The 18756-nt window shown below is 64.9% G+C and carries 12 protein-coding genes and 1 pseudogene; 6 read left to right on the forward strand and 7 right to left on the reverse strand.

The genetic code is table 11. The features are described 5' to 3' along the window. Positions 1 to 21: 21 nt before the first annotated feature. From BLW14_RS06285 to BLW14_RS06300, 3 genes are read right to left on the reverse strand one after another with little or no spacing between them, the layout of a single operon-like run. The gene (locus BLW14_RS06285) at positions 22 to 993 is read right to left on the reverse strand and encodes a thiopeptide-type bacteriocin biosynthesis protein (protein WP_093705171.1); all 972 of its coding nucleotides are present in this window, start codon (positions 991 to 993) and stop codon (positions 22 to 24) included. A 15-nt stretch (positions 994 to 1008) separates the two neighbouring features. Further along, positions 1009 to 2340, reverse strand: a complete 1332-nt coding sequence (locus BLW14_RS06290; RefSeq protein ID WP_093705173.1) for a lanthionine synthetase C family protein — start codon at positions 2338 to 2340, stop codon at positions 1009 to 1011. Continuing rightward, the gene (locus BLW14_RS06300; protein WP_143051996.1) at positions 2337 to 5414 is read right to left on the reverse strand and encodes a lantibiotic dehydratase; all 3078 of its coding nucleotides are present in this window, start codon (positions 5412 to 5414) and stop codon (positions 2337 to 2339) included. Before BLW14_RS06300 ends, BLW14_RS06290 begins: the two co-directional genes overlap by 4 nt. A 943-nt stretch (positions 5415 to 6357) precedes the next feature. Between BLW14_RS06300 and BLW14_RS06310 the strand changes: the two are divergent. Both BLW14_RS06310 and BLW14_RS06315 read left to right on the forward strand, forming a co-directional pair. Further along, a pseudogene (locus BLW14_RS06310) lies at positions 6358 to 6826 on the forward strand (transposase family protein). A gap of 186 nt (positions 6827 to 7012) precedes the next feature. After that, positions 7013 to 7654, forward strand: coding sequence for an alpha/beta hydrolase (locus BLW14_RS06315; protein ID WP_256332697.1), 642 nt, complete (start codon positions 7013 to 7015; stop codon positions 7652 to 7654). On the opposite strand, the gene yicI is transcribed toward BLW14_RS06315, so the two are convergent. Then, on the reverse strand, positions 7623 to 9875 hold the full coding sequence (gene yicI, locus BLW14_RS06320; RefSeq protein WP_093705177.1) for an alpha-xylosidase: 2253 nt from the start codon (positions 9873 to 9875) through the stop codon (positions 7623 to 7625). The two genes, BLW14_RS06315 and yicI, sit on opposite strands and share 32 nt — an antisense overlap. 270 nt (positions 9876 to 10145) lie before the next feature. Here yicI and BLW14_RS06325 point away from each other — a divergent pair, with 270 nt between their 5' ends. The 4 genes from BLW14_RS06325 to BLW14_RS06340 are packed head-to-tail and all read left to right on the forward strand — an operon-like array spanning position 10146 to position 14582. After that, positions 10146 to 11375 (forward strand): ABC transporter substrate-binding protein, encoded by a 1230-nt coding sequence (locus tag BLW14_RS06325; RefSeq protein WP_093705179.1) that lies wholly within the window; start codon positions 10146 to 10148, stop codon positions 11373 to 11375. Between the two features lie 11 nt (positions 11376 to 11386). Next, positions 11387 to 12334 carry a carbohydrate ABC transporter permease gene (locus BLW14_RS06330; RefSeq protein ID WP_093705181.1) on the forward strand — a complete coding sequence of 316 codons (948 nt, stop codon included), beginning with the start codon at positions 11387 to 11389 and terminating at the stop codon, positions 12332 to 12334. Positions 12335 to 12339: 5 nt separating this feature from the next. Beyond that, positions 12340 to 13194: a carbohydrate ABC transporter permease gene (locus BLW14_RS06335; RefSeq protein ID WP_093710657.1), complete on the forward strand. Its 855-nt coding sequence runs from the start codon at positions 12340 to 12342 to the stop codon at positions 13192 to 13194. An 8-nt stretch (positions 13195 to 13202) separates the two neighbouring features. Further along, complete coding sequence (locus BLW14_RS06340) at positions 13203 to 14582, forward strand: GH1 family beta-glucosidase (RefSeq protein WP_093705183.1); 1380 nt, start codon at positions 13203 to 13205, stop codon at positions 14580 to 14582. A 77-nt stretch (positions 14583 to 14659) separates the two neighbouring features. Here the strand turns inward: BLW14_RS06340 and BLW14_RS06345 are convergent, their stop codons facing one another. The 3 genes from BLW14_RS06345 to BLW14_RS06355 all read right to left on the reverse strand — a co-directional run bounded on the left by BLW14_RS06345 (position 14660) and on the right by BLW14_RS06355 (position 18692). Next, entirely contained in the window at positions 14660 to 14920 is a 261-nt protein-coding gene (locus tag BLW14_RS06345) for a GlsB/YeaQ/YmgE family stress response membrane protein (protein ID WP_073966161.1), read from the reverse strand. A gap of 168 nt (positions 14921 to 15088) precedes the next feature. Further along, positions 15089 to 17803, reverse strand: coding sequence for an aconitate hydratase AcnA (gene acnA / locus BLW14_RS06350; protein WP_093705185.1), 2715 nt, complete (start codon positions 17801 to 17803; stop codon positions 15089 to 15091). Between the two features lie 196 nt (positions 17804 to 17999). Then, positions 18000 to 18692 (reverse strand): MOSC domain-containing protein, encoded by a 693-nt coding sequence (locus BLW14_RS06355; RefSeq protein ID WP_093705187.1) that lies wholly within the window; start codon positions 18690 to 18692, stop codon positions 18000 to 18002. Positions 18693 to 18756: the final 64 nt, after the last annotated feature.

Here is an 18756-nt window from a genome sequence, read left to right on the forward strand (position 1 = left end):
GCGTCACCTCCTGCCGGATATCTATTTGGCAAGCGCTTCAGCGATAGCGCACTGCCACACGAAAGGAATCCTCGCCCGATTCCAGTGATAGGCGATATAAAATGCGGCAGCCTCCCGAGGGCCTATTCGCGCGTGGGAAGAGCTGAAGTACTTGTCGATCCATACGGGACACTCCAATTTGAGCATCTTCTGGTAGTCAGCAAGGTAATCTCTGCACGGGCGGTTGATAAGACTTTCAAGCCGCCCGGGGTCGGCCCATACTTGATCAATCTTTACCAACGTCCCCGACCATCCGTCTGGCTTATCCCCGAAAATCTGACGATGCGTTTGCGTGCGGACGCGATCCCATACATCTCGCCCTTCCCATCCCAGAATTCGCATTTCCTCGAAGAAAATTTCAATCATACTCAGAGAAAACGCCCAGGCAGGTGGCCTCGGTTGATTTGAAGACCAATAGTCTGCCCACGCAAGTGAATCTGCCGTGAACAATCTGTGCACGCTGGACATGGAAACGGGACCGCCAAAAAGGTACTGCTCCGGTTCATAGAAAGATTTGCTCCAGCCGTTGATAATGCCTCGGCTTTGCCACTCGACGATACGTGACTCCAAATCGGCTCGCTGTTGACGTTCAATATCGACCTCACAGAACCGGAATCTGATTCTTAGACCTGGCTCCTTGTCCATGAAGAAGAAATCGGAGATCACCTCGCTACGAAGGAGCTCTCGGCAGTATTCAGCCATCGCGCCATGCAGTCCTGCATGAATGGGACCAACGGGTGGCACCAGCTTGTACTCCACCCACTCCGGAAGCACCGCCCCGCCTATGGCGTTCAGGCCATTCTCTAGAAACCTTTCGCTGGCTTCGAGGAAGTCTGATTTCTCGCAGATTTCAGGATGCTCTACGTGATTCACCACTCTCTGCAAAAATTCCAAAACCGAGAAACGGGATTGTCCTACGATCACTTCAGGACCAAAAGAACGCTCGTCCGACATCTCTGGAACTCCTTTTTACGACATGAGAAAGGCGGCGTCCCAGGTGTTCTTCGAGGTAGTGGAACACTCTGCATAAGAATCCAGAGCGAGCGCAATACCGGCTGCACCTTCCAAGAGCCCCGGGTAATCACCCCCGCTCTGGCCGGCGAGCATGCCGACCTGGTATCCGTATCTGGTGTCAGGCGCAAAGGATTCAACAATCATTTCTGCGATCGTGTCCCGTACCTCGTCTACATGATGTCTCGAAGAATCACCGCTTGCGAAATATCCAAGCAATTGCAGTACGCCGGCCCACCCGTGACACAGTCCCATATCGATGACTTGCCATGCCGAGAGCGGTGCCTCCAGCAAGGCGGATATGCCACGCTCCGCCGCACTCAACCAGTCGTCCCGTTCTTCAGCCTGTCCAGCAAGTTGCAGTACTCGGGCCACCCCAGGTGTGCCGTAACACCACCTCGCCATGCTCTTTCCCGGCCGCGGTACTCCACGATCCCATTCGCTTCGAGAGATAAAGGCTGGCCAGTAGAGCCCCCGCGCATCCTCCTGGCACCATTCCATCAAGAGATCCGCAAGAACACTGATCGCGTCCGATTGGCCTTCGCAGGTGTAGCCTTGGAGCTTCGCGAGAGACAGCAGCGCGAGCGGACCTGGTATCCCATGTGCTACGCCGAGGTTCAGATGCCCGTACTGGGCCTCCTCGGACGACTCGTCGTATGTCGCTGAAGGTGCGCCGGACGACCAGAACCCAGGAAGCCGGCGTCCCGATGACAGATTCCGTTGATCTGTAACCTCACTGAGTGCTCTCTGGGTGAGCGTTTCCAACACGAGCTGTATTGCATCCTCGGCTTCTTGGCCTCGCATCAGCAGATATCTGCCAATTCCTGAGAGCCCGCTGATGACGTCGTATTGGTTCAGACTTTCGTATATTTCGAGGTTGGCGAACTCACAAATGGCTCGTGCGGACGCGGTTACGCGCCGGTCCAGTTGGCCGAGAGCCTTCGTGTATCCTCCGGTCACAAGCCTCGCACTCGCCATCGCGAAACCCAGCCCGGTAATATTGTTATGAAGACCCACCAGCCCCGTGTGCGAAGAATCTTCCTGCAATTGGGCGCATCTCTGGAGGTACTGATGCGCGATGCTCGCATCAGAAGTCTTGCCGGCTCCGGCGCGGGTGGTGAAAAGGAGAGAAATTCCCGAGTAACCACGGGCGAGCGTACTGAGCTCTTCTCGAGGAAAGTGGTCGAGATCGGGACCCTTTTGCGCCGCGACCAGTAGGTCTGGATCGGTGAGTCTTGTCGCGATCTCGTCCGCAACTTGTTTGGCCCGATTTCTGATGCCCGTACTCATATGCCGATCCCGTAGTTTCGTTGCCGGTCGGAGTGAGCGCGCGCCACATGCCCGAGTATGGTCAAGGTACGCAACTCACTGGCACGATCTACGCCGATCAGCCGATTATGCTGCATGTGCAGTAGGCTCAGTACTGAATGTCTGCGGCTTTCTTCTTCCTGCAGCATGCCTGAAAATATTTCCTGTGATCCTGCATTTCTCCATGTTGCAGCCAGGCCGGTCATTTTGAGAGTGCTCTCCAAATTTTGTGCCGTGTCCCCTGGGACAACTAGGTTCCCTGCCTGCTCGAGTACACTTCTGGGAACCTCTCCATTAGCACTCTTCGGGTATTTGTGTCCGATCCATGCGGTCCATTCTTTACCGTGCACCGAGTCCAGCAGGGCACCATAGTTAGCCACTGTCATGATCTCTCGACTCACACGCGCCGTGCTGGCCTGTAGCAGCCGAATCTGCGCTGCCACCACCTGACTGTCGAGGTGAAAAATTTTCTCTGCAACGCGCAGTGCCTCAGCCCCTCCATATCTATGGATTTCGGGTTCATAGGCACATAGGCGGAATTCTCGGATCAATCCACGATCACGCAGACTCGCAATGTCTTGCAACAAGTGCGGGGCTGCTCCGGGGTCCGTTGTCTTGGCACGCAGACGGATATGTGGTTCAGGGGAAAAGAATCGAACGAAATGCCAGGTTTCGAGGGAATCGGAAAGGTTTCTGGTGAATGCGTCCAGAGCGCATATGACTTCATCATGCACTTCCGGCACTGCCATGATCTGGGCGTAGAGCCATTCGTCTCCCGGCGCATGGTGGACAAGGGGTGTCAGCTGGTCTGTTCGGCGTATTCCACTCGTAGGCGCAATCTTGAGAGAACCACCCCCTGAACGCCTGACAAGTGGTATCACAATTTCATTCGCCCGCCCCTCACACCATTCGTAGGAACCAAATCCTCGTATACTCTCGGTAATCTTTACCGGACCCTTCAAGATGTCTCGGCGCAGAATTTCTTGGTGGAATGGTTCGCACAGATCAATCTCGTACGAAAGGTCCCCTTGTACTACGCAGACCCTGTCGTCAACTTGCAGGTCGTGACGCCACTGAGCCAGGGCATTTATCCAACCGGCAGATGAAAGGGCTGCCTCGCGCATTTCTATGGTTGTGCGCCACTGCAATGGCGAAAGCACAACGCGACCGAGGCGCACTCTCGGCAACCAAGGCGCTGCCGAGTAGCCGGCCCAGTCCCATACCTGCAACACCTGAGGTTCACCAGAATGCTTGATCTCTCCGAGGAATCGGGCGATATTTGGCGCCTGGGACTCAAGATTGAGCATGTGCGGGACTACAGCATGTACTTCTCGCCCATCAGAATTGTTGATGAGCTTCAATTTTCGACCGTCCGACACCACCAGCAGCTCACGCCAATCCAGGTACCGTGGCGATGACCGATCGGTGAACTTTCCTATGGGAATCGTACGGGGCAAGGTCTTGGGTACTTGATTCAGATTTGCTGCACGCGCACTACGTGGATGAAAGTCTATGTGGGCAGTGAATCCCGCGTCTCGCGCTGTGACATCTACAAGATCAGTCCATGCACTTTCAGCCCCGACTAGTCGCGCGAAGCGGCCCATAGCTGCGCCTGCGTTCGTCGTACCGACCATGGGCGAAGAAACCAGAGTGAATTTTCCACCTTCCAAATCTGATACGTTGTTTGACAACAGCTGAAAGGTGAGCTCCAGTCCGGCCGGCATAGCAGACGGTTGGTTGGAGGTGAGCTTCTCGACATCTTGATCTTCGAGCAGAATCTCCCGGTCTTGACTCAGCATTCCACGCTGTATAAGAAAATTGAGGTGCTCCAGTCGACTGCTGTCCTGAATCTTCGCTATCGCTTGCTCGGTAAACCTCGTGTCGCGACTTCTTTCAGGATTCTTGTACCCTTGCGGAAACCCCAGTCCTGTGTGCGGGTCAATCAGATCGGTGACGCGTACGGCGCCATTTGCCCCATACTTATCGATAAACGCCTCTCGGTAGATTCTCATGTGGTCGTAGACGTTAACCTGAGGAGTCATCTGCCATATGGATTTGACATATGTTTCTACTTCTTCCGTGACGCTTCGTGGTATTTCCGCGACTCCATCAAATTTTAGATCGACTTGAACCGCGGCAGGATCCGTCACACCTGATTCGGCATGGATACCGGCTATCTGCCGCAATATCCCCGCGCCCGTACCGACGCCGGATTGCTGAAAAGCTCTGCAAGCGGCTTGAAGCCGGTGCATCATGTCCAGTTCCTCGGGAACTCCCGAAAGACCACGACAGACTGATTCCAATGAACGCTCGTCCATGGATTCTGCGCCCAGAGAGGTGAGCAGGAAGCCACTTCGAGCGAGTTGCGTCAGTAGCTCATCGAGCTGGGAACGGGATGCGGTGGTGAATACGGCGGCGGCGTCCTCCAGAACATCTCTCCACCGCGCCGGCCGGACAGCTCTTGCGCAAACCCATTGCACAAATGAAGTATTTCGTACAGTGGCTTCCTGTCCTTCGGTATTGGAACCTCCGGATGGCAACACGAGACGCTCTCCCCGAACTGCCAGTAGATCGTTGACGACGATGTCTATTTCATGGCGGATGCGGGGGTCTCCGAGCCAACGCTGGACCTGCTTGTAAAACCAACCGGCGTCAAGCCGTACAGACTTACTGCCTGGGCCTTCCAGAGTGATCCCTGCGCTCCCAGTACCCAGCTTCATCACCCCTGCCATGAGACCGAAGGGGGTGGGACGACCAGTAGCTCGAAACATGTAGCGCGTCAGTGAAATAGCTGCTCCCAAGAGGCGTTTCCGCTTCAACACCGCCCCCTCGGCCACTTTGGACAGGAGATTCGCCAGAGATGGGCTGGAGACCTCTACCGCCTCTCGGAACGCCATGTTCTGGGAAAGGTTCCGAATGTAGAATGCAAGTTGCTCAGTCGTCAGAAGATCGAGCGAGTCACTACTCGGAAATGAATCCGCGAAGACTTCGCGCTTGAAAGCAGAAAGACGCAACAAAAGCGGTTCGGAGGCTTCGAAGGGATTCACAGTGGCCATTGATCGGGGAGTCCGTCCAGTCGAGAGGTAAAGTCATGTCTCGGGCAGGGCTTCTTCGCCTATGTGCTGTCAACAAATTTATGGCGGGTCCGAGCAGCGCCAGGTTCGGTGCACCGTAAGACGTTCCGACAACGCCGCGAGGTGCCGCAACTGTCGTCGCGTGCCCGCCGGAATGCGGCACAGCTCTTAGGTAAGAGTACGGAAAGGAGTTCGGCGCCCAGGATTCGCTTCGCGCAAAAGGAAGAAGTGGAAACTGCAGGAGGAGACGCAGATGGCGCCCCGCAGGGCAGCCGGAGGAAGAGATTGCCTGGGTGTTCGATCAGGAAGCGCACTCTCACGCCGGCTGAGCATGATTCGGAGCAGATGATGTGCCGGGCCGCGTTGGCGGCCCGGCACATCATCTGGTGTCTCAGAGAGATATCATGCGCAACAGGTCGGGCCCATGTCGGGAGTCACGCACCCGAGGATTCCCGTGCTATAGGTCGAAGTCGCGCAGGTGAGCCGCGTGAAGCCGGCAACGGGGGTCAGCGGCGCATCGTCCGCCACTGCGATCTGGAGCTCCAGGTCGAAGTCCGACAGTTCAGCCTCGGACTGGGCGGGAAGGAGTGTACTCGCAGTCATCGATGACTCCTTAAATCCATTCCCACGATTGTGGGAAATCTTGTGGCGAGTCTGCCGAGATACGGTGGAGCCAGCAATGGACTTGAGCAAGATTTGAGGTTCACATAAGGACATGCCATTATTATGCTGCCGCCACATGTCTTCGACCTTTATATCGGAATAAATGGGTCGCAGCTGGTTCGGCGCTGAGTCATTGAGCGTTTTCAGTGTGGCCACTGATTGGGCGACGGGGCGGTGTGTGGGCAGAGTGCGCAACGGACAGGGTTACCGTGCCGTTGAGGGATATGTTCGACGTCTCGACTCAGCAGCAACAGGAGCCCTGTTGGTTACATATCCTGCCGCACTCGACCTGCCCCACGCCCTGGTCAAGTGGGTCACGAGGCTCATCTCCACCCGCGAGGGTGACCGGCGGTGCAAACTTCCGTCGCACCGCCGTGCGCTGGATATCCGTCGGCATCGCCCACGCCTAGGTGGCTGTCGCCGTCACTGCCAGGCAGCACCCATGACCTGACGGCCGCCCGCACCCACAAGATCCTCCGGATCTGCGAACGCCAGGGCATCCCGGTCCTCGCCGACATGGCCTAGCCACCACCGCCGAGCGCCGACCGCCCAAGGGCGAACTCACCCTCACCCAGCGGACCAGGAACCGAGCCCTGTCCGCAGCCAGGGCACCCGTTGAACGCGGCGTGGCACGGCTGAAGACCTGGCAGATCTTCCGCAGATCGCGCATCGGCCCCAACCGCATGAGCGTCATCACCAAAGCCGTCCTCACCGTGGAGAGACAACGCTGAAAACGCTCATTGAGCTCTTTCGATCTGACCACTACCTATCGAGGGCTGGGCTGTGAAGCGCACCGAGCCAGGTTCCCCGGCTGCTGATCGAGATGTATCTCGTCGCAGTCACGCTACTCGGGAGCCTTGCCGGTCATCCGAACTGCCGCACTCGATCTGTCGTACACAGTCGCGGAGTGCGGCTCCATGCTGATCATCACCCGTTACAGCGGCGGCCACAAGAACAGCCAGTCGCTGCCGCTCCTGTACCGGCTGGCGAGCCGGGGCTGGGTGACCATCAGCGCCAACTACCGGCTGAAGCCGCAGGTCCGGCATCCCGAGCACATGATCGACCTGAAGCGGGTGATCGCCTGGGCGAGGGAGCACGCCCACGAGTACGGTGCCGACCCCTCGACCCTGTTCGTGGCGGGCAGTTCGGCGGGCGGCCACATGGGCTCGATCGCCGCACTGACGCCGAACGACCCCGCGTTCCAGCCGGGTTTCGAGGACGCCGACACCTCGGTCACCGGGCTCGTGGTGCTGAACGGCTTCCTCGGCCCGTACTGGCACCAGGGCCCCGAGTCGTCCCCGCTGGGCCGTGCCCGGCCGGACGCGCCGCCCATGCTGATCGTCCATGGCGACTTGGACCCGCTGGTGCCGGCCGCCGGCATCCGCGAGGTGGCCGAGAGGCTGCGCTACGCGTCCGAGAGCCCGGTCGTGTACGCCGAGCTTCGGGGCGGGAACCACGCCTTCGACCTGTACCACTCGCTGCGGTTCGACGCGGTGGTGGACGCGGTCGAGGCGTTCACCGCCTGGGTCAGATCGCGGGAGCGGTCACCCCGGGCGTGACGGTCACCGCCTCGTACGGCCGGTCCGTGTCGGCGGTGACCCGCAGCGTGCCGCCCTCGTGGACCACCTCGTACGTGGCGGCGGGCCCGCCCGTGAGGCCGGGGACGGTCACCGTGCGGTGGAGGTCGCCGGTGCCCTCGGGGGCGTACACGCGCAGCTGGAGGTTGTCCGTCCAGTCGCCGTCGGGCCGGGAGGTGTCCGCGCCCAGCGGGAGGACCGCGCCGGGGCGGACCAGCAGCGGGAGGCTGTCGAAGCCGTAGGTGCCCCGGTGCCAGGCGGGGCCGGTGACCGTCTCGCCGGTGAGCAGATGGGTCCAGGTGCCCTCGGGGACGTAGTACTCGGCCTCGCCGTCCTCGCTGAAGACGGGGGCGACCAGGAGGTCCGGGCCGAGCATGTACTGCCGGTCGGCGGTGCGGGCGGCCGGGTCGTCCGGGAACTCCAGGAGCATCGGGCGCATGACGGGGACGCCGGTGCGGTGGGCCTCGACGGCCGCCCCGTACAGGTAGGGCATCAGGCGGTGCTTGAGCTCCGTGAAGCGCCGGGCGACTTCGACGGCCTCGTCGCCGAACTCCCACGGCACGCGGTACGACGAGGAGCCGTGCAGCCGGCTGTGCGAGGAGAGCAGCCCGAAGGCGAGCCAGCGCTTGAAGACGGCGGGGTCCGGGGTGCCCTCGAAGCCGCCGATGTCGTGGCTCCAGAAGCCGAAGCCGGACAGGCTCAGGGACAGACCGCCGCGCAGGGACTCCGCCATCGCCTCGAAGGAGGACCAGCAGTCGCCGCCCCAGTGGACGGGGAACTGCTGGCCGCCGGCCGTGGCGGACCGGGCGAAGAGGACGGCCTCGCCCTGGCCGCGCTCCTTCTCCAGGAGCTCGAAGACGGCCTTGTTGTACAGGTGCGTGTAGTAGTTGTGCATGCGCTCCGGGTCGGAGCCGTCGTGCCAGACGACGTCGGTGGGGATGCGCTCGCCGAAGTCCGTCTTGAAGCCGTCGACGCCCTGGCCGAGGAGCGTGCCCAGCTTGCCCTGGAACCAGGCGGTGGCTTCGGGGTTGGTGAAGTCCACCAGTGCCATGCCCGCCTGCCACTTGTCCCACTGCCAGACGTCGCCGTCCGGCGTGCGGACGAAGTAGCCCCTGTCCGCGCCCTCCGCGTACAGGGGGCTCTTCTGCGCGATGTACGGGTTGATCCAGACGCAGATCCGCAGGCCCCTGTCCTTGAGCCGGGCGAGCATGCCCTCCGGGTCGGGGAAGACGGCCGGGTCCCACTCGAAGTCGCACCACTGGTACTCGCGCATCCAGAAGCAGTCGAAGTGGAAGACGGAGAGCGGGATGCCGCGCTCGGCCATGCCGTCCACGAACGAGGTGACGGTCGCCTCGTCGTAGGAGGTGGTGAACGAGGTGGTGAGCCAGAGTCCGAAGGACCAGGCCGGGGGGAGGGCCGGGCGGCCCGTGAGCGCGGTGTAGCGGGACAGGACGTCCTTGGGGGTGGGCCCGGCGACGACGAAGTACTCCAGCGTCTGGTCCTCGACGCTGAACTGCACCTGGCCGACCGCCTCGGAGCCGACCTCGAAGGACACCTTGCCGGGGTGGTTGACGAAGACTCCGTACCCGCGCGAGGAGAGGTAGAACGGGACGTTCTTGTACGCCTGCTCGCTGCTGGTGCCGCCGTCCGCCTGCCACATGTCGACGGCCTGGCCGTTCTTGACGTACGGGGTGAACCGCTCGCCGAGTCCGTAGACGTTCTCGCCGACGCCGAGCGCGAGCTGGGCGACCATGTGGTGGGTGCCGTCGCCGGTGGTGGCGAAGGCGGTCCCCTTGCGTCCGGCGGCGGTCAGGAGCCGGCCGTCCGCGTCCCGGAATTCGAGCCCGAAGCCTCCGTCGGCGGGGACGCGGAGGGTGAGCGGTCCGCTCGTCAGCTCGGCGGCGGCGCCGTCCTCGCGGGTGGCGGCGGAGGGATCGCCGGTCGCGCCGGGCAGGGCGAAGTCCGGGCCCGGGTGGCGCTTGCCCGCCAGGTGGGTGACGCGGACCCCGATGACGCCTTCGGCGGGGGCGTACGCCTCCACGGTGATCAGGGGCGCGTTCAGCGTGTCCCCGCGGCGCGTCACGCGCTGGACGGCGGCGTACGCGGTGAGGCCGCCGTCGTCGAGGCGGAGGTCGCGGAGTTCGGTGGCGTACGAGGCGTGGACTCCGTCTCGCATCTGCCAGAAGCCGTCGGTGAACTTCATGGGGGGTCCGTTCCTGTGGGGTCCTGATTTTGATCGTACACAAAACAAACTTTTGTCGAAGCGCTTCGACTGGCCGGCCGGAACCTTTGAATCCGTCGGGAGACCGGCCCGGAGACCCGTTGCGACCGGGGATGTTGCCCCTGTGTGACGTGCACGTCACCAGGACGGTCTAGAAAACGGACGACCGCATGCCGTATTAGTACTGGCAGCAAACAAATCGGTCGGACGGCAGCGCAGCCGCCCGGGCCCTTGCCGACAAGAGGCAGCTGAATGTCGAACCGCTTCACCCCACGGGTCGCCGTCCCGCTCACCGTCGTCTCCGCGCTGATCGGCGGTGCGGTCCTGTCGGGCTGCGGCCAGCAGCGGGACCCTGACGTCTACACCGTGCTCAACTCCTCGACCGACGAGTCCTACCACCGGTGGGACGCCCAGACGCTGGCCCGGTGCGGCAAGCAGCTGGGGGTGACCATCGAGCAGCAGAGCGTCCCGGCCGCGCAGGTGATGACGAAGGCCCTGCGGATGGCGTCGTCGAAGTCCCTGCCGGACGTGCTCCAGCTGGACGCCTCCGAGATGCCGACGTTCGCCGAGGCCGGCGGGCTGATCCCGCTGAAGGACCTCGGGCTGACCACGAAGGACATCCCAGAGGGGATCGTGGACTTCGGCTCGTACGAGGGCACGTACTACGGGGCCGCCCGCACGGTGAACACGCTGGCGCTCTTCTACAACAAGGACACCCTCGACAAGGCCGGCCTGAAGGTCCCCACCACCTGGGCCGAGATGCGCGACACCGCGCAGAAGCTCACGCACGGCAGGCAGTACGGTCTGGCGCTCAGCGCGGGCGGCGCGGAGGACGGCGTCTTCCAGTTCACGCCCTTCATGTGGTCCAACGGCGGCGACGAGAAGAAGCTCGACACCCCCGAGGTGGCCGGGGCGCTGGACTACTGGAAGAGCCTCCTCAAGGACGGCTCGCTGTCCAAGTCGACGGTCAACTGGACCCAGGCCGACGTCAACGACCAGTTCATGGCGGGCAACGCGGCGATGATGATCAACGGCCCCTGGCAGGTGGAGACCCTGAACTCCAAAAAGGGGCTGAACTGGGGCATCGCCGAGATCCCGGTCCCGAAGGCCGGCGACGACTCGGTGGGCCCGCTGGGCGGCGGCGTACTCACCGTGCCCAACACCGGTGACGAGGAGCGGGAGAAGATGTCCGCGAAGATCATCGGCTGCATGTCCGGCGAGCAGGAGCAGATCACCTACGCGCTGAACAGCTGGATGGTCCCGGCCAACGCCAAGGCCGCCGCCGAGTGGCGTACGAAGGTGCCGGAGCTGGACGCCCTGGCCGACCAGGTCGCCACCGCCCGCTCCCGTACCGCCGAGCTCGGTGCCCGGTGGTCGTCCGTGTCCCTCGCGCTCCAGAGCGCGTTCCAGTCCGCCCTGACCGGCGAGTCCAGCGAGGCCGCCCTCGCCCGCGCCCAGAAGCGCGCGACGAGCGGGAACTGAGGTAACGAACCATGTCGACCACCACCGCCGCCGCGGCGCCCCTCACGAAGAAGACCGCGAAGCCGCCGAACCCGGGCCGCGTGCGGCGCCGCAGGCGGCTCGCCCAGTGGGGCTTCATCGCCCCCGCCGTGATCTTCATGGCGCTGTTCTTCGGCTATCCGCTCGTCCGCAACATCGTGATGAGCTTCCAGGACTACTCGCCGTCCACCTTCTTCACGGGCGAGTCCCCGTTCAACGGGACGGACAACTGGAGCAAGGTCTTCAACGACGAGCTCTTCGGCAAGGCCCTGTGGCACACGATCCTGTTCACCATCGGCTCGCTCATCGGCCAGTTCTGCATCGGCCTGGGCCTGGCGGTCTTCTTCACCCGCCGCTTCCCGCTCAACGGCGTGCTGCGGTCGCTGATCCTGCTGCCGTGGCTGGTGCCGATGGTCGTCTCGGGTGTCGTCTGGCGGCGCATCCTCGACCAGGACACCGGCGTCCTCAACTCCTTCCTCGGCACGATCGGCCTCGGCGGCGACACCCCGTGGCTGACCAGCACGAGCATGGCGCTGATCTCGGTGATCCTGGTGAACATCTGGATCGGTATCCCGTTCAACATGGTGATCCTCTACGGCGGCCTCCAGGAGGTCCCGAAGGAGCTGTACGAGGCCGCCTCGCTGGACGGCGCGTCCGCCTGGCGGTCGTTCCGCTCGATCACGCTGCCGATGCTGCGGCCGGTGATCACCGTGGTGCTCGTGCTCGGCTTCATGTCGACGGTCAAGATCCTCGACCTGATCCTGGCCCTCACCGACGGCGGCCCCGCCGACTCCACCCAGACCCTCGGCACCCTCACGTACCAGAACTCCTTCGTCCAGCTGGACTTCGGCGCGGGCGCCGTGGTCGGCAACATCCTGATCCTGATCTCCGCCGTCTTCGCGGTGTTCTACCTGCGGGCCAACCGCAACGAGGGGAAGTGACCGGCATGGCGAGCTCCGTGCGTACCCCCGCCGCCCCCACGCCCACCACCGGCCGGCCGAAGCGGCGCTGGGGCGCCATGCTCTTCGGCATCCTGGTGCTGTGCGTGATGCTGTTCCCGCTGTACTGGATGGTGAACACCGCGCTCCAGCCCGAGTCCGGGCTGCTGGAGGTCGACCCCGTCCCGCACGGCCTGGACCTGTCGGGCTTCCGCTCGGCGCTCACGGACCAGGGCGGCAATCTGCTGACCTCGCTCGCCGTGGCGCTCGGCGCGGTCGCGATCTGCCTGGCGATCTCGGCGCCCGCCGCGTACGGGCTGGCGCAGTTCAAGCTGCGCGGCACCCGGACGATCGTGTTCGGCACGCTGATCACCCAGATGGTGCCGGGCATCGTCATCGCCAACGCCCTGTACAGCGCGTACGTGGACCTCGGCCTGGTCAACTCGTACGCCGGTCTGATGCTGGCCGACGCCTCGCTCGGCATCCCGTTCGCGATCGTCCTGATGCGGTCGTTCATGGTCGCCATCCCGCGCGAGGTCATCGAGGCGGCCGAGGTCGACGGGGCCGGGCGCTTCCGTACGTTCGTGCAGGTCGTGCTGCCGATGAGCCGCAACTCGCTGATCACGGCCGGGCTGTTCTCGTTCCTTTACGCGTGGAGCGACTTCATGTTCGCGCTGACGCTGAACACCACGGACGACGTCAAGCCGATCACGCTGGGCATCTACCAGTACATCGGCGCCCATGTCGGCGACTGGGGTTCGGTGATGGCCGCCTCGGTGCTGTCCGCGGTGCCGGCGGCGGTCCTGCTCGTCCTCTCGCAGAAGTACATCGCCGCCGGGATCACCGGCGGCTCCGTCAAGTAGGGGTATGCATGAGTGAGTTCCCGACGTTCCCGCCCGGCTTCGTCTTCGGCGCGGCCACCGCTTCGTACCAGATCGAGGGCGCCGCGCGGGAGGACGGCCGAGGTCCGTCCATCTGGGACACCTACAGCCACACGCCCGGGAAGACGGACGGCGGCGACACGGGCGACGTGGCCTGCGACCACTACCACCGCTACCGGGAGGACGTGGCGCTGCTGCGGGAGCTGGGCGTCGATTCGTACCGCTTCTCGATCGCCTGGTCGCGCATCCTGCCCGAGGGATCCGGCGCGGTGAACCCGAAGGGCCTGGACTTCTACTCCCGGCTGGTGGACGAGCTTCTGGAGGCGGGCATCGAGCCGGCCGCCACTCTCTACCACTGGGACCTGCCACAGGCCCTGGAGGACCGGGGCGGCTGGCGGGTACGGGAGACGGCCGAGCGGTTCGGCGAGTACACGGCGATCGTGGCCGAGCATTTGGCCGACCGGGTGCCGCGCTGGATCACCCTCAACGAACCGTGGTGCAGCGCCTTCCTCGGCTACTCCGTCGGCCGGCACGCGCCGGGCGCGAAGGAGGGGCGCGGTGCGCTGGCCGCCGCGCACCACCTGCTCGTCGGCCACGGCCTGGCGATGAAGGCCCTGCGCGCGGCGGGGGTCCGGGAGGCGGGCATCACGCTCAACCTGGACCGCAATGTGCCGGCCGCCCCGACGGACGCCGACCGGGCCGCGGTCGTCCGCGCGGACACCCAGCACAACCTGGTGTGGACGGAGCCGATCCTCGCGGGCCGCTACCCGGCCACCGAGGAGGACACCTGGGGCGAGCTGATCACCGGGCAGGACTTCCGGCGCGAGGGCGACCTGGACCTGATCTCCCAGCCCCTGGACTTCCTGGGCATCAACTACTACCGGCCGATCGTGGTGGCCGACGCCCCGCACCGCGAGCCGGACCCCGCGCTGCGGGTCGCCACCGACAACCGGTACGCCGAGACGGAGTACCCGCAGGTGCGGAGGACGGCGATGGGCTGGCCGGTCGTCCCGGAGTCCTTCACCGACCTGCTGACCGCGCTGAAGGAGACCTACGGGGACGCGCTGCCGCCGGTGCACATCACGGAGAACGGCTCGGCGGAGCACGACACCGTGGAGGCGGACGGGGCGGTGCGGGACGCGGACCGGGTGGAGTACCTGCGTACGCATCTCACCGCGCTCCGGGCGGCGATGGACGCCGGTGTCGATGTGCGGGGCTACTACGTGTGGTCGCTGCTGGACAACTTCGAGTGGGCGCTCGGGTACGCGAAGCGGTTCGGCATCGTCCGGGTCGACTACGAAACCCTGGAGCGCACCCCGAAGGACAGCTACCGCTGGTATCGGGCGCTGATCGAGGCGCACCGGGTCTGACCGCACGGCGAACGCCCCGCTCCGCCGCTTCTCGCGGCCGGGCGGGGCGTTCCGTGTGTGCGTGTGTGCGGGGGGGGTCAGGCGCGTCGTCGGGCCCACATGGGGCTGATGAAGGCGATGAGTACGGCGGCGACGCCGATCTGGAAGATGTGCCGGATCCAGTCGATGCCCCCGGTGTCCCGCACCCCGAAGGCGGTGGCGAGGGCGTTGCCGGCGATCGCTCCGACGATACCGAGCAGGACGGTCAGCCACAGGGGGATGGGCTGGCGGCCGGGAACGACCAGCTTGGCCAGCAGGCCGATGATGAGTCCCGCGATGATGGCCCACAGAAATGACACGACAACTCCTCTTCTACCGCTGTCCGACAAGTTCGGGAAGCTGACTTCCACGTGCCCGGCATCCGCCGGTGTACGCATGGCCGCCCGGACCCGTCCGCGTCCGCACACCGCGGAGGGCCGCACCCCCGTCGCCGGGGATGCGGCCCTCTCGCCGTACTGCCGTTGCCTTTACTTGCGGATCAGGCTGCGGAGCACGTACTGCAGGATGCCGCCGTTGCGGTAGTAGTCCGCCTCACCGGGGGTGTCGATGCGGACGACGCCGTCGAACTCCACACCGGTGTCGGTGGTGACCTTGACCGTGCGGGGGGTCGTGCCGTCGTTCAGCTCGGTGACGCCGGTGACGGAGAAGGTCTCCTCGCCGGTGAGGCCGAGGGTCTCGGCGGTCTGGCCCTCCGGGAACTGGAGCGGCAGGACGCCCATGCCGATGAGGTTCGAGCGGTGGATGCGCTCGTAGGACTCGGCGACGACGGCCTTGACGCCGAGGAGCGCGGTGCCCTTGGCCGCCCAGTCGCGGGACGAGCCGGAGCCGTACTCCTTGCCGGCCAGGATGACCAGCGGGGTACCGGCGGCCTGGTAGTTCTGCGAGGCGTCGTAGATGTACGACACCGGACCGCCGTCCTGGGTGAAGTCGCGGGTGAAGCCGCCCTCGGTGCCCGGCGCGATCTGGTTGCGCAGGCGGATGTTGGCGAACGTGCCGCGGATCATGACCTCGTGGTTGCCTCGGCGCGAGCCGTAGGAGTTGAAGTCACGGCGCTCGATGCCGTGCTCCGTGAGGTACTGACCGGCCGGGGTGTCGGCCTTGATCGCACCGGCCGGGGAGATGTGGTCGGTGGTGACCGAGTCGCCCAGCTTGGCGAGGACCCGGGCGCCGGTGATGTCCTCGACCGGCGAGGTCTCCATGGTCATGCCCTCGAAGTACGGGGGCTTGCGGACGTAGGTGGACTCGGAGTCCCACTCGAAGGTGTTGCCGGTCGGGATGGACAGCGCCTGCCACTGGGCGTCGCCCGCGAAGACGTCCTGGTAGGACTTGTTGAACATGTCCTCGCCGATGGCGTTCGCCACGACGTCGTTGACCTCGGCCTCGGAGGGCCAGATGTCGGCCAGGTGGACGGGCTTGCCGTCCTGGTCGACGCCGAGGGCGTCCTTGGTGATGTCCACCTTCATCGAACCGGCGATGGCGTACGCGACGACCAGCGGCGGGGACGCCAGGTAGTTCATCTTGACGTCGGGGTTGATCCGGCCCTCGAAGTTGCGGTTGCCGGAGAGCACCGAGGTGACGGCCAGGTCGTGCTCGTTGACCGCCTTGGAGACCTCTTCCGGCAGCGGGCCGGAGTTGCCGATGCAGGTGGTGCAGCCGTAGCCGACGAGGTTGAAGCCGACCTTGTCGAGGTACGGGGTCAGGCCCGCCTTGTCGAAGTAGTCGGTGACGACCTTCGAGCCCGGGGCGAGGGTGGTCTTGACCCACGGCTTGCGGGTCAGGCCCTTCTCGACCGCCTTCTTCGCCACGAGCGCCGCGGCGACCATGACGTACGGGTTCGAGGTGTTGGTGCACGAGGTGATCGCGGCGACGGTGACGGCGCCGTGGTCCAGCTCGTACGTGGAGCCGTCGGGGGCGGTGACGGTGACCGGGTTCGTCGGGCCGGAGGCGCCGATGGCCGGGGAGTCGGAGGCCGGGAAGGACTCCTTGCCCGCCTCGTCCACGCAGTCCACGTAATTGCGGACGTCCTGGGCGAACTGGGCCTTGGCGTTGGCGAGGACGATGCGGTCCTGCGGGCGCTTCGGGCCGGCGATGGAGGGGACGACCGTGGAGAGGTCGAGCTCCAGCTTCTCGGAGAAGTCCGGCTCGGCGGCCGGGTCGAGCCAGAGGCCCTGCTCCTTGGCGTACGCCTCGACGAGGGCGACCTGCTGGGCGTCACGGCCGGTCAGGCGCAGGTAGTTCAGGGTCTCGTCGTCGATCGGGAAGATCGCGGCGGTGGAGCCGAACTCCGGAGACATGTTGCCGATGGTGGCGCGGTTGGCGAGCGAGGTGGCGGAGACGCCCTCACCGTAGAACTCGACGAACTTGCCGACGACGCCGTGCTTGCGGAGCATCTCCGTGATGGTCAGCACGAGGTCGGTGGCGGTGGTGCCGGCCGGGAGCTCGCCGGTCAGCTTGAAGCCGACGACGCGCGGGATGAGCATGGAGACCGGCTGGCCGAGCATCGCGGCCTCGGCCTCGATGCCGCCGACGCCCCAGCCCAGCACGCCGAGGCCGTTGACCATGGTGGTGTGCGAGTCGGTGCCGACGAGGGTGTCGGGGTACGCCTGGCCGCCCCGGACCATGACCGTACGGGCCAGGTGCTCGATGTTGACCTGGTGGACGATGCCGGTGCCCGGCGGGACGACCTTGAACTCGTCGAACGCGGTCTGGCCCCAGCGCAGGAACTGGTAGCGCTCCTTGTTGCGGCCGTACTCCAGCTCGACGTTCTGACCGAAGGCTTCCTTCGTACCGAACTTGTCGGCGATGACGGAGTGGTCGATGACCAGCTCGGCCGGCGCGAGCGGGTTGATCCGCTCCGGGTCGCCGCCGAGCTCCTTGACGGCCTCACGCATGGTCGCGAGGTCCACGACGCAGGGCACACCGGTGAAGTCCTGCATGATCACGCGGGCCGGGGTGAACTGGATCTCCTGGCTGGGCTGCGCCTGGGAGTCCCAGCCGCCGAGCGCGCGGATGTGGTCGGCGGTGATGTTCGCGCCGTCCTCCGTGCGGAGCAGGTTCTCCAGCAGGACCTTCAGGCTGTAAGGGAGGCGCGCGGAGCCCTCGACCTTGTCCAGCTTGAAGATCTCGTACGACTCGTCGCCCACGCGCAGCGTGCTGCGGGCGTCGAAGCTGTTCGCCGACACGACAGTCTCCTTCATCAATGTGCGCGTAACTCCGCGCCGCCTCACCACGGCGGGCGCCGCGTGGTGCCGCCTCGGACCACCGGATCATCCGCTAAGGCAAGGATTAGTTAGGTAACCCTTACCGCGCAGTGCCCGCTGTGCGCCTTCGGCATATATCTCGATGTCGAGATAACTCTAGTACATGACCGCGGACGGGTCATGTCCGGGCGCCCCGTTCGGGCCGCGTGGCGCCCGTGCGGCGGCGGATCATCTCCTTGGTCTCGTCGGGCAGCGCGTCGGCCTCGGCGAGCAGCGGCAGCAGCTCCGGCTCCAGGGTGGTGGCCCGGAACTGCATCGCGACGGTCACCTCGTGCGCGGGCCGGTGCACGACCTCCAGCGGATCGCCCGAGCGGATCGCGCCGGGCTCGATCACCCGGAGGTACGCGCCGGGCAGGGCGGCCCGGGTGAACCGCTTGATCCAGCCGTCCCGCTCCAGCCAGCCCTGGAAGGTCCCGCACGGGATCCGGGAGCACGAGACCTCCAGGACGACGTCGGGCCCGATCCGCCACCGCTCGCCGATGAGGGCGCCGTTGACGTCCAGCCCCAGGGTGGTCAGGTTCTCGCCGAACACCCCGTTGGCGAGCGGCCCGCCCAGTTCGGCCTCCCAGCCGTCGAGGTCCTCGCGCGCGTAGGCGTACACGGCCTGGTCGGTGCCGCCGTGGTGCTTCACGTCGTAGACGCGGTCACCGGCCAGCCCGACCGCGCCGGTGCCCTTCGGCCCGGGTGCGGACACCGCGACCGGCCCGTCGACCGGGCGCTTGTCGATGCCGGTCGCGCCCAGCCCCTTCCACGGGTTGGGGCGTGGGCGGCCGATGTTGACGGAGAGCACGCTCGTGCCGGAGGAATCCATGAGGCGGGACCCTACGAGCGACGGGACACGGAAGCGAGGGGTTTCGGGGCACCGCCTTCACTCC

The sequence above is a fragment of the Streptomyces sp. 2131.1 genome, assembly GCF_900105515.1.
Taxonomy (GTDB): Bacteria; Actinomycetota; Actinomycetes; order Streptomycetales; family Streptomycetaceae; genus Streptomyces; species Streptomyces drozdowiczii.